Genomic DNA, 15,968 nt, shown 5'->3' on the forward strand with positions numbered 1-15,968 from the left:
GCTCTCTATACAACTGCCCACCACTCCAACGTTTCAGCAGCAAAATTAGCCTTATTTACATAGATTACCAACGGAGAACATAAAAATCCCTTTATCTAAAGCTATTAGAGTTACTACACCTTCGCTACTACCAGCTTACAGCAATGGCGAAAACGACATAGCGACTAAAAAGAAAACGGGTTTCATAATAATTTTCGGCATATCTTATCCAATAACTAATAACCAGAGAGCTAGATTAACCTAGCTTTAAAGCCACATTTTATATATAAAATAGAAAAGTTATTTGTCCTTGATAGATTCAGCGACTGGGCTTCCCAATAAATCAGTGTGAATAAATATTACCTGCTTCTCTTTTAACGCTATAGCGTAACTCCATTGAGTGCAGATATCAGCAACGTTGCATGCACGCAACCTAAATATTCTATTTGTTTGCGTTGATTTATCGATCTGGTAGCTTGTCGACTGAGCAACACTAGACACTGTAAACCAAGTAAAGCTATGGTTCTCGCTACACTCCTGTGCTGATTGGCATTCCGCGCTTTGTAGCTCATACCTAACAGCATTATCTACTTCGCTCCAAACGAGATTACCGTTGAGCAATCTAAAATTTAAGCTTGCCCCGCTTTCAATCGGCTGAGGAGAAACTTGAAACGTAATAGTTCCCGATTTTGATTGCAACCCTTGGTCATCTTTCACCCAGTAATTTACAACCTCTTCACCATAAAAATTATCTTCTGGGATAAATATAAATGAGCCTACGCCTTGTTCCGAGACTTCAATAATGCGACCGTTTTCAGTTCTGCCTGATGTGCTATTTTGTTGATCCACGAATTGATAAGTAAATCTATCGAATAACTCTGGTTTTTTAAATGCTTCAGCGTCAGAGATTATATTATCACGCAGTTTAAATATTGAGCTCTGCTCATTGCTTTTTAATGTATGTACAAAATCAGTAACAATAGGCGCGTCATTTTCTGCAATTATAGTTACAACTGCAGTGTAGTTTTCAACATTGCCTTTACTATCTTGCAAATAAATATATACGTTTAGCGAAGATTGTTCAAAGTCATCTTTAACTGAGATCAATCCAGTATTCACATCATAATCATAGCCATAGAACGATTCACTTTTTACATTAAAAGTAAAATTTAGGTTGTCAGGATTACTGACTGTAAAGTTACCCAGCGACAATCTAAACGGTTGGTGTTCTTTAACTGCACCTATATTCTGACTAATAATTTTTGGAGGAGTGTTTGCAGTCACATCTATATTGATATTTCCGCGGTTTGACATATATCCCAAATCATCAAAAACCCAAAAGAAAATTTGGTCACGGCCTGTAAAGTTTGGGTCTGGCGTATAGACAAAAGTGCCCCAAGGCTCCCCAGCTACTTGTGTAAACCGCCCATGTCTCGTCCTACCCTTAGAGTCGTCCTCTGGTAACGTTGTCAGCGTAAAAACATATCTGAACTTGTCCATTCTAGGGTCTTTTTCGCGATCCTTTATGTCAGGGTCGTATGCTAGCCCCATTCTAAATGATATAGGACCATACTGAGTATTTTCTTTAGCTTCTAAACGTAACAGATTTGCAGTTTCCGGTGCATCATTAACGTTATTAACGGTTAGTTTAGCAATAAAAGCTTCTGAAGTATTTTTACCATCAGTAACACGAACAGGCACATTCAAAGTGCCATAAAAGTCTTGGCTTGGCAGCACTGTATTATCATTCTTTAACGAATAGTTGCGGCCTTGTTCGACTATTAACGTAAGATTGTTGTGTGGCGAGTCAACATCAGAAACCGAAAAATGTTCAAGTAAAAAAGTGAACGTAGTGTCTTCATTAACACTAAGTACTCGTTGAGAATTTATGACTGGTGGGTATTTATTTTGCGGAATAACGGTAACTGTTGCTTTACCTGCTGCGCTTTCACCTTGACTATCACTGACTTCATAAATCACAGAGTCTTCACCTACGTAAGACTCGTTTGAAGTATATTTAATTTGTGTACCATTAATAACTTCTGCATGCCCAAATGCTGCAGAAGCACGCACTATTGTTAAAGTATCTCCATCAACATCAGTATCATTGTCTAACACATTTAACATGGTTGGTGTGTTTGATTCTAATGTAAAACTATCAGATATCAAAGTTGGCGCATCGTTTACACCGGTAATTCTAATAGTTGCTCTGCCTCGCGCCTGCCCTCCTTCGCTGTCTTTAACGGTATAGGTGATAGTATCTATACCAGCATAGTCTTGTTTTGGTAAATAGCTCACGGCACCATCACCAATCATTCGAACCACACCAAACGAAGAATAAGCTGATGATAGAGATAAGGTTGCACCAATAGTTGATGAAGCATTGCCTAACAAATCTAGCCTAATGGGAGTATCTTCGATAACTGTATACGCTTCATTATGAATGTTTATATAAGGTGAATTGTTAAATGAATCATCCAATAAATAGTCAAAAATAACTTTAAGATATACTTGCTGATTTGCCGATGCATTAACAACATTCGAAAAAATCAAAGAAAACAGTGTAAATAACACACCACAATTAAATTTATTCATAATTTCGCACTTTATTTTTACATCAGAAAACAGCGTTACTAAAATCCCTTAAGATAATAACTACCTATAAATGATAACGTATGATATTTCACAGCCTTGGCTTTTTTCAACAACTCTTAATTTAACTTTTTTTGTGAGGAAAATGCCAAAAGCAATGTGGCATACATTTCTTTTGCATTCCCATATTCTGGATTTAATGATAAATATTGATCGCTTACAGCCTGACAGTTAAGTAACTTTTCATCACCATCCGTGCCTACATATATCATACCGGCCTTACTTGTGTATAATGAACTAACCAAAGAGGTGCAGCCCGTTTCGACGCAATCATTCTCATTAGCTCACAAAGTAGAGCTTGATAGAAAAATTAATAAAAGCAATAAAGCTTTATATGCCACATTAAACCTACCCATATGAGGTAAACCCTTAGTCTAAAGTAATAGAGCGAATAACCGGAGCCATGTGAATACGAGATGCTTCACACATGTTCCAATAGTTTATAGAAACAATAGATTGATTTTTTTTCGCCACCATTACTAGCCCATAAACATATGGAAACGAGGGGTTATTTGAATCAATAATTAGTCGATTTTCATTTGTAGCACAGTTAGGTTTTGTCACCATATTGTCTGTAACGGTAATCAAAAGCTCTGTATATTTAACACCTTCTGGTGTCACAGGCTGAGGGTAAATCTGTACAGACCTAATTTTGGTAGTAAACGAGTAGTCCTCTACTGCGGCTGCGGTCTCTGGCAATGCTAATAACATGGCTGCTTGTATTAGCTTTTTGGTATTCATTCCACTTTCCTTCATCAAAGTGCCCACTAGCACGACTATTAATACAGCTTTCAAAATATCAAATAATACCACAAAATTGTACCAATAAAACATACAGGCAGCAAGAACATAGCTAGCCTAGCAGAACATTATCTTAATCTGCTTTTGGATAATCTTGATAGATATAAATAATTTTACTGCTCTCATCCGCAGTGCAAAAGGGGTTCGAATTGTAATTTCCGTTTTCAAAGCTGCTGCACTTAGTAGCATAGAGAGGTATCAAACTGAGGTATCAAACTGGACAGGTATCAAACTGGACAGGCACTTTTAAAAGAAGCTTTAGGGCACTTCCGATTGCAATTTATTGCCCTCTCTATTGACTATGATAAAAACAACTTTGAAACAATGAAAAATGACGAACTCGATCGTCGGACTTTTTGCTCATTTGATTAAATTTAGATATGCGAGCCCTACTTGACTCAAATCAGGTAACTGGCTCGTTCTATTAGGCATTTAAGCCTGCGCTAAAGTTAAGCAAATAACGTTTCGCTGGTGTTGAGGTTTCGCCGTCGTTTGTGTTGTAGTTTTTCACAATACATATCTAAGCTATGTGGCTTACCCACTGCGCCATGGAAAACTTTTTCAAATTGAGTGGTCAGTTTTAGCCAGTTTTGGGCTTTGATATTCAATCGTTCAAGTATCGGGGCTTCGCTTTTTGCTATATACCCTCGTTTATCCGTACGTATACATTTTCCCGTTAATTCAACGAGCTCTAAGTAAGACTTAAGCTCAAAAGGCAAGCCCTTGGGCATGTGCTTGCGGGGACTGCCTATAAAGCGTGCAAGTAGTTTGGGTTGTTTAGCCATTTTGGCTTGTTCACAACGCATTTTGATACTGGTATGCTCTGACTCTTCGGGAGTGTTTGCCATTTTGGCTCGGAGTGGGTTTAAGTCAACATACGCCATGCACGCCATGAGTGCTGCTTCATCAAGTAGAGCTTGCGATTTAAAACGGCCTTCCCAAAAATGCCCGGTACACCCATCTTCTTTGTTCGCTCTGCGCGCTATGTTTTCATTCAGTACACGCATAAACCAACTAATACTTGATAAACGCTGTCGATATTTTTGTATTTCTTTATCTAAAAAGTACCGCTGACCTTCATCTAAGCATTTACCCATTAAGTACATATGTCCACACGCTGAGCCTTTAAACAGCTTATGCCAGCGTATCAATATTGCCCTATCACTGAGTCGTTCAGCTTTTTTATCATCTACATACAATACTACATGAGTGTGATTGCTCATCACCGCATAGGCACAAACATCAATACAAAATACTTGGCCCAAGAACAGTAAACGCTCTTCAACCCAACTTCGCCGATGTTCATACGACCTACCCGTTAACTTGTCTTCGCCACACAAAAATGCCCGCCTCACACAACGAGAAACACAGTGATAATACCGAGTATCTGATAAACTGATTTGACACTTCCTTGCTAATCCCATCGTTCACTCCTTGAACTAGAAATTTTGAAATGATCATGAAGAACTTAAAGCGTAGACAAGCCACTCAAGGTTTCAAGTTTGAGTGACTGTCCACGTTAATTATTCCATTTGTTCTGACCACCGTTCACTCCTTGAACTTTGAATTTGAAATGATTTTGAAGAACTAAAAGCTTAGACAAGCCACCCCAACATGCAAATTGGAGTGGGTGTCCACGTTAAATTACTAGTGACTGTCCACGTTAGTTAGTTTCAAGTTTGAGTGACTGTCCACGTTAGTTCACACGTTAGTTAGTTTCAAGTTTGAGTGACTGTCCACGTTATTTTTCTCAAGGTTTCAAGTTTGAGTGACTGTCCACGTTAATTACGACAGGTCAAAAGACAAACCACCCCAACATGGAAATTTGGGGGGTGTCCATGTTAATTACTGAGTTAGGGTGACTGTCCAGCTTATTAGTCCACGTTATTCCACTTGAACTAGAAATTTTGAAATGATCATGAAGAACTTAAAGCGTAGACAAGCCACTCAAGGTTTCAAGTTTGAGTGACTGTCCACGTTATTATGGTCCACGTTATTATGAGTGACTGTCCACGTTATTTTTCTGCCTGTCCACGTTTAGTTTTCACAGGGAAACTTATAACGAGGTGGCCAAAAAGTATTGACCACTACATGCCTGTCCACGTTTAGTTTCGTTTAGTTTTCACAGGGAAACTTATAACGAGGTGGCCAAAAAGTATTGACCACTACATGCCTGTCCACGTTTAGTTTTCATTTTTCACAACTGCTTCAACTAGTCTTTTTAGACACTCTGACTTGTAAAGTGGTCCATGCAATATCCTTTCTCCGCTTTCTCGTGAGATCTCTGTAACTTTGTGAGTTGGATTAAGAATTGCACTTCCATCGCTAAAAAATGTGACCACTGTAAAATAACCTACTGCTCTACCATACATCTTAACATTTTTACCACCCACTATTTCACTGTGTCTATAAGTTGAAACTTTTTTCATTTTCTTGATACAGGCAGTAAATGCATTCATTAGATCAGCATTGGTAGATTTGGAGTAGCTTTTATACATTTCTAGTCCTATCTCCTCTCCAACTTCTACTGCAACAACTTCGATATCAAATAATGCACTTGATAATTCTTGCCCACTTCGAGTAGTGTAAAAGTGAAAAGATGCAACACAGGCAACAAAAACAAATATTATCAATGATTTACACCTCAACCTAAACATAATAAATACTCATCAATATCATCATCAGAACCTAGTGTCCAAATGGGTCAGAACATAATGGAAAGCAGTGTTCCTTACGCTCAATTGTCATAAAGTCAGCTGAACCAACATCTTGAAAAGGGCTATTTTGTCCAAAAACACTGCGTATATTGTCCAACGAATACTGGATAGTATCATTTATTGATTTTATACCTTTGCTGACATCATCTCCTGTAATAGAGTATAGTTTTTCGGCACCTCCCCCACCCGTATGTTGAAAGCCATTCAATTTTGGACTGCCCATCAAAAGACTTAGTTGCATCCCTACTTCTGGAGAACCCGATAAGGTGGTTACAGTACTAATAGAGCCACCCAAGACTGCTTTACCTTCAACCCCCGCAAGTGTATAAGGTCCATTCATCGCGTCTACCCAGTTACCTGACATAAAGCCAAATTCAATCCCTCCACCAACTCCAGGTACACCTGTACTTGAACCTCCTTCACCAGAGTAATAACTTCCAATAACTAAACCATTTGTAGAAATGTCGAAAAACAAGCCTCCAGCCGCCGCTCCACTTAGTCCCGCATTTCCTCCCCCAGTTCCTCCTGCGTAAACTACAAACATACCTGTTGGGTCAATGTACTTATACGGATTGTTATTCGCGTAAGCATAGCGGTTAAAACTATGTACATCTCTGAACCCTAAAAGATCATTCGAATAGAAACGACCTATGACTGGATCATAGTATCGTGCCTGCATATAACTCAAACCAAGTTCTTTATCGAACTTATGTCCGGTATAGCCGATATCGTCCTTCGCGCCTTCTATCGATTCACCATAAGGGCGATAGTGTTGACGGCTTTCTGCTGTTGAAGTCGGAGTCACGTCACCATATTTGGCGATTAACTTTTTACCTAGATAAATATAGTTAGTGCCTTCGCCCGTGAGGTTTTCACCTTTTTCACGGTATAAAAGCGTGCCATCTTGGCTATAAAAACTATAGCTGGTGCCTTTGGCTTCGCTTTGTCTTACACGACGGTTGTGCCCATCGTACAAATAGCTGTTTCCTTTGGCTGATACCATTTGATTAGCATGGTTGTAACTCAGTGCAAACGCGCCATTGTGTTTAATGTTGCCGCGCTCGTCATACTGGATGTCGCCGTACTTACCATCGGTACCTGCGCCCGTTACGCTATCCAAACGATTCGTCGTACGGTTGTAGCTATAGGTAAGATTACGGTCTTTGCTGATATAGCTTTCAATATTACCTAGGCCATCATACTCTATGGTGCTGTTACCGATTAGGTTACCACCGGCTACCGATGTCAGCCTGTCTAACTCATCATAGACTAAAGAATTAAGACTGTACCCTGGCTGCACGCTATCGCTAATTGACTTCACGTTACCATTATAATCAAACCCATAGGTTAGATTGACGATATCCTGATTATTTAAAGTATCTTGAATGGTGTTTGGCATTAGGCTCGTTGCGTCAACACTCATACGATGCGTTGCACCATTACCAAAGGTAAAACTTTTTAGCATGCCATGTGCATGGTAACTGGCGTTGGTCGCGTACTTTTGGGGAATGTTGCCACCTTCAAGTTCAACCGCTCGGGTTGGCTCACCATAACCGTTAGGACTGTAATATACTTTGCTTTGGTCAGGGTATTGCGTATACGTTTTATGCTGTAGCCCGTTATAACCATATGCAACACTAATCGCTGATTGCCCAGTAATGCTTAACTGCTCTGATTTAATTAAACCTTGGTTGGTATAACCATAAGTGTGGGTAACATCCCCAGCGGTTAGCGTCTTCAGGTTGCCATTGTTGTCATGTGTGTAGGTGACTGAAGGCGTACCTGCCGGATAGTTTATCTGGTGGATATCTCCTAAGTTGTCATACACAAAACGGGTTGCACCTGTTGGCTGATTAGAAACACAAGATGTACTAGATGATGCCCCTTCTTTCTTCCATTCAACTTGTCCAAGCGCATTGTGGCCTATTAGCGTATTGCCGACATCTGGGCGCTCGATTAAACACAGCTGTTTATGACTATCATAGTGTCTTTTTTCAGTCGTTGAAACCTCACTGTTACTTGCGCTACTTCTACCTTTTTGTGTGATTGACTTAACATTGCCAAAGATGTCTACCTCTATTGTCGTGCTGACACCTTCTGGTGACGCTATATAGGTCGCAACGTCATAGGCTGGCGACCCAAATGCTTGATAGGTGGTGGTGGTCTCATTGCCTCGCGGGTCAGTAACTTTAATTTTATTACCAGAGAGGTAATCATAAGTCGTGCTTCCTCGACCTGACACCGAAACCGATTTTTTACGACCTAACGCGTCATAAACTGTGGTCGTGCCATTCCCTTCGCTGCTGCTGGTACTGGTAAACGACTTAAAGGTTGGACGGTTTTGATAGTCATAGTTAAACAATTGATAGCGCGTCGCAGTTAAATTGTCTGCGCTGCTGGTATTGTCAGTGGTTTTGGTTTTAACCAGTCGTAATAGGCTGTCGTATGATTCAACCGTTTCAACTTGTACATTACCGCTACAAGTATATCCATCACCAAGCACACAGCGTTTAATGGTTCTGGTGTTGTTGGTATTATCCCAAACAAACTGCGTATCTAACCATGTACTGCCATCAGTATCATTTTCAAGGTCAATGGCAAGCAACCTGCCCATTGAGTCATAGTCATAGCTGGTAGTCACACCGTTTAGATTGGTAATTGAGGTGATCCAACCGTTGTTGTCTACAACATTACTGGTAGTCATTGGGGTGCTGCTGTAACGGCTGGCAACCGTAATTGTTTGCGGCTTGCCTAGCTTATAATTATCGTATTGTAGATACCTATAATTCCCTGCTCCTCCTAAAAGTCCCTGATTAAAGGTTACTTTTTTAACATTACCATCAGCATGATAATCAGTTTCTCTTTTAACTAGCAGTCCGTACTCTTTTAGCTGGTCTTCTAGTAAGAGACTTTTTCCGTTGAGTTCATAATGCTTGTAAGATGTCTCTTTTTTGGTTGTATAATTGCTATCTTTTTCAGATATAGAAACTGTTTCTGGTAAGTTGTAAACGCCGTTATTGGTATCGTGCTCAAATGTCCGCTTTACATACCGCGTTGCTACTTCATTGGAACTGCCTTCTGTTGATGCGTACAATTTATGGACAGATTTAGTGACTGCATCGTAGTCATTAAAACTTAGTACTTCAGAAACATAATCTTGAGATTTTATATCTTCATCGATTAACGTGGTTTTGACTTTTTTGAGCAACCTGACATATTCATCAACTTCTTTATTGCTCGTACTACCCGCTCTTTTTTGCCCTCGTAGTTCTGTTTTTGAGTACCAATAGGCTTTGGATTGATAAACGGTATCGTTCTTCCTTATTTCTTCTGCCATTAGTGCATTTTCGGTCCAATCGAATCTGCGGCTAAAAATTCTGATATGCTCAGTTTGATCCGGCAAGGTCTCTTTGACTGCACGAAAATCGCTTGCTGACAAGCCATCGACTGCTGGAATTGAATACTTATTTAATCCAGGTACAGTGGGTACATTTCTGTCGCTCGAATAAGCTCCTACGGAAGTTAAATAGTCAAAGCTCCAAGTGTACGTTGTTTTGTCTTTCAAAGTGATCTGTTTAGATGACAAAGCAAAACTATTAAAGCAGCGACCCGTACCAACATCTAGCACTCCGGTACGACCAAAGCCAATTTCTTTAAATGTAAAAGTCCCTTCGGTGCCATTTGGGTGAGTTAATGTAATAGAGTCACTATAATCATTTCGTGGGCTTCCACTATGAAAACACATCGAAAGTTGAGGTGACTGTGGAGAACCACTGTGATCAGTATAAGGGGTTGGTCGTCTATGGTACCACTTCGATTCAGAAAACGACCATTGAGAATCATCTGGGAGGGTAACCTTGCTCAACCCCCCTTCGTAATGGTACTTCCACTCTCTTCCATTTGCAGTGATCTTTTCTATTTTATTGTCAGAGTAATAAAAATTAACTTTACGTCCGTCACTACTCTCAATGCTTTTTAACTTACCTTCTTGATAGTTATATACTAGCCAATTACCAAACTTGTCGGTAACCTTATCAACCAGCATAGTGGCTGTAGCAATATGGAATTCGGTGCAAAACGATAAACACTCCCCCTCAGCACTGTACTTTGACTCAGGCTGCCCTTCAGAACGTTGTGAAATCGTCCCTTTCGTAATTGACTCTTCCAACCTATAACGCATTGTACCGAATTCATATATTGTTCCATCTAACGTAGTGACGGTATATCCTTCGGTATTATCAGGCAAAATACTGCAATCTATTTTCCACTGATTACTTACTTGTTTTTTATTTTTGTCATCAGACCAAAGCAACGTGGCATTACCTTTTCCCGGAATACTGATAGTTTCGCCTTGTGAGTATTCATCAGATTTTAACTCTGCTGCCCCATCTGAAATAGTGCCTAGAACAACTGGTTTTGAACAAGCTTCGCCTTTTACCCAGTTACTATGATAGAGCTCCCACTCTGTTTTTCCTTCGTTGAACTTGGCCATTTTAGTTCTAACATGAGGGATCGATAGATCCCAAGTCACAAAGTCACTTTGTGAGCGCCAACTCATTTGTGCGCCACTCAAAGTACGAGTAACTTCTATTGGCAAGGTCGAATGAGGAAGTACAAGGTCCGTCTGAGAAAAACTAAGTGTGCCTGTCGCATAATCAATTTGTTCACCAAATAAATTATGCCCTAACGGTTCTAGTCGACTCTCTACTTTTGCCATTTCTCTGGGATCAGGCGTAAAAGCTCGTGGCTTGTTTTCAATATCTTCAACAGTGGGGTTGGCCAATAAACCAGCACTTAGTAGTAGAGAAGTCAAACAAGCAAGTTTAATTTCATTATTCATTTTCAACATCGTTATTATTTCCAATCATCCACGTGCAATTGAATTAGACACAGAACTGCAGTGTATCAAAGTAGGTACTATTTTTTTGTAACCTTGAAGGTTATTAACGGTTTGCGATTTTAATTTCTGAACTCGCGTAATCCAAAGAGGCGGCTTTATATTCAATGAATATAAAAACATAGGCTTTACGCTAATACTCATGAGCAGGGCTTTAATCGCTAACATTTTATTAACAATCAACCTTGAGAAAATAAGGCTATGGTCGTTCACCGGTTAACTCCTTTGTCTCTGCAACTGGGTTGCCTAACAAATCTGTATGAATGAAGATTACTTGTTTGATCAAATCTGTTTTTACGACATTGCTCCATACCGCACAGTCTTGACTACCAAAGCAAGGTTTTACTCGATAGACCTTTTTACCCATATCTGCTTCTGGAATATCGTAAGTTAACGTGCTGAGCGCATCATTTACACTTTGCCAATCAAGTTGTTGTGACACAGTACACCTTTCACAATTTGCTTGTTCTAGACGGTAGCTTTGTGCCTCAGGTGCGGCAGTCCAAGACAGTTGTTTGTTAGCAAGATCGACAGAAAGAGTCACTGGTGCTCTGACTTCAACGGCGTTTGAGTAGGTCCAGTCATTTGAGCACACTCTATTTTCACCACTGCCGACACACGCTTTGACTTTATAACGATAGGTATTGGTCGACACACCATTAAAGCTAACTTCTGGAGCATCAGGTTGTTCAAAATCAGATACATAGTAAACCTTTGAGTTGATCCATTTGCCTCCACCGACTTTGACCTCTCTGAGGTAGCTCTCTGCATTTTCTGAAACAGTCCAACTAAGCTTGATATTGTTGCCTGATTCAACGCTTGCGCTTACACTTGCAGGTGCTTTTGGTCTATAAATAATTGTAATAATTGATGATTCCGCCCAGTTAAGCGAGCAGTCTATTGCATCATTCCAGCCACTACAGGCTTTAACACGAAGCTTGAATGTACCGTAAGGGACATTTTTCACGGTATACGACAAGCTTGTATCTGAGCCTAAGTTTTGCCACGTTTGGCCATTTGATTGACTTTGTAAAATATACCTTTTTGCCCCTTTTGATTCTGCCCACTGTACTCGTACGTCATTATCATTCACAACAGAGCCTGACACGCTTGAAGGCGCTGGTGGAACGTAACTAAGTGCTAAAACATTCGATAAAGTCCACTGCTCTAAACAGTTTTTACCTTCAGGCTCTTGACACGCTGTCACACGGTATTGATAGGTACCAGAGTCAACGTTGAAGTACGCTGCTTTATAAGTATTTTGTTCATTTTGTTTGTTATAAAATTTGGCGTTAATCCAGCTTTTACCGCCATCAAGAGTAACTTCTCTGATATAGCTTTGTGCAGCACTGTTCCCTTGCCATTCAAGGGTTATATCGTTACCGTTCGCAACCGTTGCTTTTACTTCAAGAGGAGGTGATAAACGAGTAACCTCAATTTCGGCTGATTCCGCCCAGTTAAGCGAGCAGTCTGTTGCATCTTTCCAGCCACTACAGGCTTTAACACGAAACTTGGACGTACCGTAAGGGAGATCTTTAACTGTATGCGATAAGCTTGTATGTGACTTTGAATTCCCCCACTTTTGGCCATTTGATTGACTTTGTAAAATATACCTTTTTGCCCCCTTTGATGATGCCCACTTTACTCGTACGTCATTATCATTCACAACATAGCCGGACACGCTTGAAGGCGCTGGCGGGATGTAACTAAACGCTACTAAATTAGATAAAGTCCACTGCTCCAGACAGTTTTTACCATCAGGCTCTCGGCACGCTGTCACACGGTATTGATAGGTACCAGAGTCAACGTTGAAGTACGTTGCTTTATAAGTATTTAGTTCATTTTGTTTGTTATAAACTTTGCGGTTAATCCAGCTTCTACCGCCATCAAGTGTAACTTCTCTGATATAACTTGGGGCAAGGCTTACGCCCTGCCACGAAACGGTGATATCGTTACCGTTCGCAACGGTTGCTTTTACGTCAAGGGGGGGTGACAAACGAGCAACCTCAATTTCGGCTGATTCAGCCCAGTTAAGCGAGCAACCTGTTGCATCATTCCTGCCACTACAAGCTTTGACACGAAATTTGAACGTACCGTAAGGGACATTTTTAACGGTATAAGACAAGCTTGTATCTGAGCCTAAGTTTTGCCAATTTTGGCCATTTGATTGACTTTGTAAAATATACCTTATTGCACCTTGTGATTCTGCCCACTGTACTCGAACGTCATTACCATTCACAATAGAGCCTGACACGCTTGATGGAGCTGATGGTATTCGCTCTACTTTGATAGAGTTAGATTCCTTCCACACAGAGCATCCATGATGGTTACACGCTTTGACACGATACCGATACACATTTGGGGAAAGGTTATAGAAAGAGACTGAGGTATCCCTGTACTCATTTGGGTGTATCCACGCACCTGCTCCAATTCGTGCCTCTCGGATATAATAATCTGCACCAGTCACACGCTCCCAAGTGATTTTAACATTGACATTTTGCTGAAGCTCTGCTGTAACCTTACCAGTAGCTAACGGTTTTCCAGTACGAACCGTCGTTGAGGTTTTCCAACTAGAACAACTGTTGGTATTACATGCCTTTACTCGATACTGGTAAGTATTTGGCGCAACATTTCTGAATGTTACTGAGGTGCCCTCGTATTCTTTTGGATTTATCCAAGGACCCGAGCCAACCCGTGCTTCTCGAACATACTTAGTAGCCCCTGACGAGGCTCCCCAACTAATGGTAATATCGTCAACATTTACAGAAACATTGACATAGCCAGGCGTTGCTGGAGCGGCGCTCACAGCAAAGGGAAATAAAATAATGAGCAAATATATTACGCTCATCAGCTTTTTATACATGTGTTAACCTATGAACTTTATCGGTGCAGTTACGATGAAACTGTTTAGATTCCAAAAAGTGTGAGATTATATATTAAAGGTACAAAAAAACAACGTACCTATGACAGCAACACTCCGATTGATTTTCATTTCTATTTAATCCCGTGTCACTAACCAGCAAGAAACTGATCATAAGCGCATTTAACGAGTAAACTCAGGGTTATTGATACCTAGAACGACCGAAACGAATCTGAATTCGATGACTTATTGGGATTAGTCATTTAACTAATTTTGAGAGAGTGAAACTACTAGCTTAATATTGCTAACAAAAAAGCGGCTTGCTTTCGCTCGCCGCTTTAACACACTCAAAAATAGGAATACAGGCTACACAAATTACGTGAAACCCATTCCTGCTTTCGTTACAGGCGAATGCCGCCGTCTATTTCAACGACACGTCCCGTAAAGAAATCGTTTTCAATAATATACTTTGCCGTGTGGGCAATTTCTTCTGCCTCACCTAAGCGACCTACTGGCTTCATTTTAACTAAGCGTTCTTTGGCTTCTGGCTTCATTGCATCGGTCATTTTTGTGCGAATAACACCCGGTGCAATTGCGCCAACACGAATACCAAAACGACCAAGCTCTTTAGCCCAGCTGGTGGTCATGGCAACTACACCGGCTTTGGCAGCAGAGTAATTGGTTTGCCCCATGTTACCCGCACGCGCTACGCTAGACATGTTAATGATCACACCACCTTCACCGCCTTCTACCATTTTAACCGCGGCTTCACGACCACATAGGAACACACCGGTTAGATTGACGTCGATAACAGACTGGAATTGTGACAGTGACATTTTATCAATGATTTGACCTTCTTTTGCCTTAAGCAATAAGCCATCACGTAAAATACCCGCATTGTTGATAAGCACCGCAATGCCGCCAAAGTCCCCAACAATTTTACTGAACACGGCTTCCACGTCTGGCTCTTGACTGACGTTTGCAACGTACGTGCGTACCGTTACATCAAACTGTGAAAGCGCTGACTTTGCTTCTTGTAGCGTTTCTTCTTGCATATCAATAAGCGCAAGGTTTGCGCCCAGTTTGGCAAGCTCAGTTGCCATCGCAAGGCCAAGACCTTGCGCACCACCGGTTACCACAACGGTTTTATTGTTTATATCCATAATGGTTATTTCTCTGAAAAAAGCTTAAAGATAGCACTAAAATCTTCACTTCCCTTACCTTGATTCTGCATCAAGTTATAAAGATTTTTAGCCAGTGCCCCCATAGGGGTTGCCGAATTAGTTTGTTGAGCCGACTGCATGGCAAGACCTAGGTCCTTTGCCATCAGATCTATCATAAATCCGGGCTTGTAACCATTTGACGAAGGCACATTTTCCAACACATCGGGGCATGGGTTATATAGCTCTAAAGTCCAGTTTCGGCCAGAGCTATTTAACATGATCTCGCTTAATACTTTTGGATCTAAACCATGGTCGATGCCCATTTGTAATGCTTCACTGGTCCCTGCCATTAAAATAGACAGCAGCATGTTATTACAGATTTTTGCTACCTGACCGGCACCAACATCTCCGGCGTGGAAAATGTTCTTACCCATACTTTGCAGTACCACTTGCGCACGTTCAAAATCGGCCTTATTACCACCAACAATAAATGTCAGCGTTCCAGCAGCTGCGCCTGCTACACCACCCGAGACTGGCGCATCAACAAATGCTACCCCAGCATCAGCAAGGGTCTCGCCGACTGTTTGTGCAGATTCGGCATCTATGGTTGAACAGTCAATCACCTGAGTGTGCTTATCAAGGTAATTAATCAGCCCATCTTCACCGGTATATACTGCTTTAACATGTTTACCCGCAGGTAGCATACTGATCACGTAATCCGCGCCGCGGCATACGTCACTGATCACTTCAGCTTTGCTTGCGCCAGAAGCCACTAATTCATTCACAGCTTCTGGGTTTAAGTCAAACACACACACTTCATGGCCCGCTTTAAGCAGGTTTGCAGCCATTGGGCCACCCATGTTTCCTAATCCAATAAATCCAATCTTTGCCATGTTGCT

At 40.9% G+C, this 15,968-nt stretch carries 9 protein-coding genes; all 9 read right to left on the minus strand.

What is annotated here, in order from left to right; genetic code table 11:
* Window positions 1-279 precede the first annotated feature (279 nt).
* Window positions 280-2,574 (minus strand): tandem-95 repeat protein, encoded by a 2,295-nt coding sequence (locus ACSLBF_RS09605; protein ID WP_440053196.1) that lies wholly within the window; start codon window positions 2,572-2,574, stop codon window positions 280-282.
* Window positions 2,575-2,690: 116 nt separating this feature from the next.
* The gene (locus ACSLBF_RS09610; protein WP_440053197.1) at window positions 2,691-2,843 is read right to left on the minus strand and encodes a hypothetical protein; all 153 of its coding nucleotides are present in this window, start codon (window positions 2,841-2,843) and stop codon (window positions 2,691-2,693) included.
* 157 nt (window positions 2,844-3,000) lie between these two features.
* On the minus strand, window positions 3,001-3,372 hold the full coding sequence (locus ACSLBF_RS09615) for a hypothetical protein (RefSeq protein WP_440053198.1): 372 nt from the start codon (window positions 3,370-3,372) through the stop codon (window positions 3,001-3,003).
* Window positions 3,373-3,881: 509 nt separating this feature from the next.
* The gene (locus tag ACSLBF_RS09620; RefSeq protein ID WP_440053199.1) at window positions 3,882-4,856 is read right to left on the minus strand and encodes a transposase; all 975 of its coding nucleotides are present in this window, start codon (window positions 4,854-4,856) and stop codon (window positions 3,882-3,884) included.
* A gap of 759 nt (window positions 4,857-5,615) precedes the next feature.
* Window positions 5,616-6,065 (minus strand): hypothetical protein, encoded by a 450-nt coding sequence (locus ACSLBF_RS09625; protein ID WP_440053200.1) that lies wholly within the window; start codon window positions 6,063-6,065, stop codon window positions 5,616-5,618.
* A 55-nt stretch (window positions 6,066-6,120) separates the two neighbouring features.
* The gene (locus ACSLBF_RS09630) at window positions 6,121-10,989 is read right to left on the minus strand and encodes an RHS repeat-associated core domain-containing protein (RefSeq protein ID WP_440053201.1); all 4,869 of its coding nucleotides are present in this window, start codon (window positions 10,987-10,989) and stop codon (window positions 6,121-6,123) included.
* A gap of 256 nt (window positions 10,990-11,245) precedes the next feature.
* Window positions 11,246-13,909 (minus strand): hypothetical protein, encoded by a 2,664-nt coding sequence (locus ACSLBF_RS09635; protein ID WP_440053202.1) that lies wholly within the window; start codon window positions 13,907-13,909, stop codon window positions 11,246-11,248.
* Between the two features lie 398 nt (window positions 13,910-14,307).
* Window positions 14,308-15,069: an SDR family oxidoreductase gene (locus ACSLBF_RS09640; RefSeq protein WP_440053203.1), complete on the minus strand. Its 762-nt coding sequence runs from the start codon at window positions 15,067-15,069 to the stop codon at window positions 14,308-14,310.
* A gap of 5 nt (window positions 15,070-15,074) precedes the next feature.
* Entirely contained in the window at window positions 15,075-15,962 is an 888-nt protein-coding gene (gene mmsB / locus ACSLBF_RS09645; RefSeq protein WP_440053204.1) for a 3-hydroxyisobutyrate dehydrogenase, read from the minus strand.
* Between the last annotated feature and the right edge of the window lie 6 nt (window positions 15,963-15,968).

The sequence above is a fragment of the Pseudoalteromonas sp. T1lg65 genome, assembly GCF_051930985.1.
Lineage (GTDB): Bacteria > Pseudomonadota > Gammaproteobacteria > Enterobacterales > Alteromonadaceae > Pseudoalteromonas.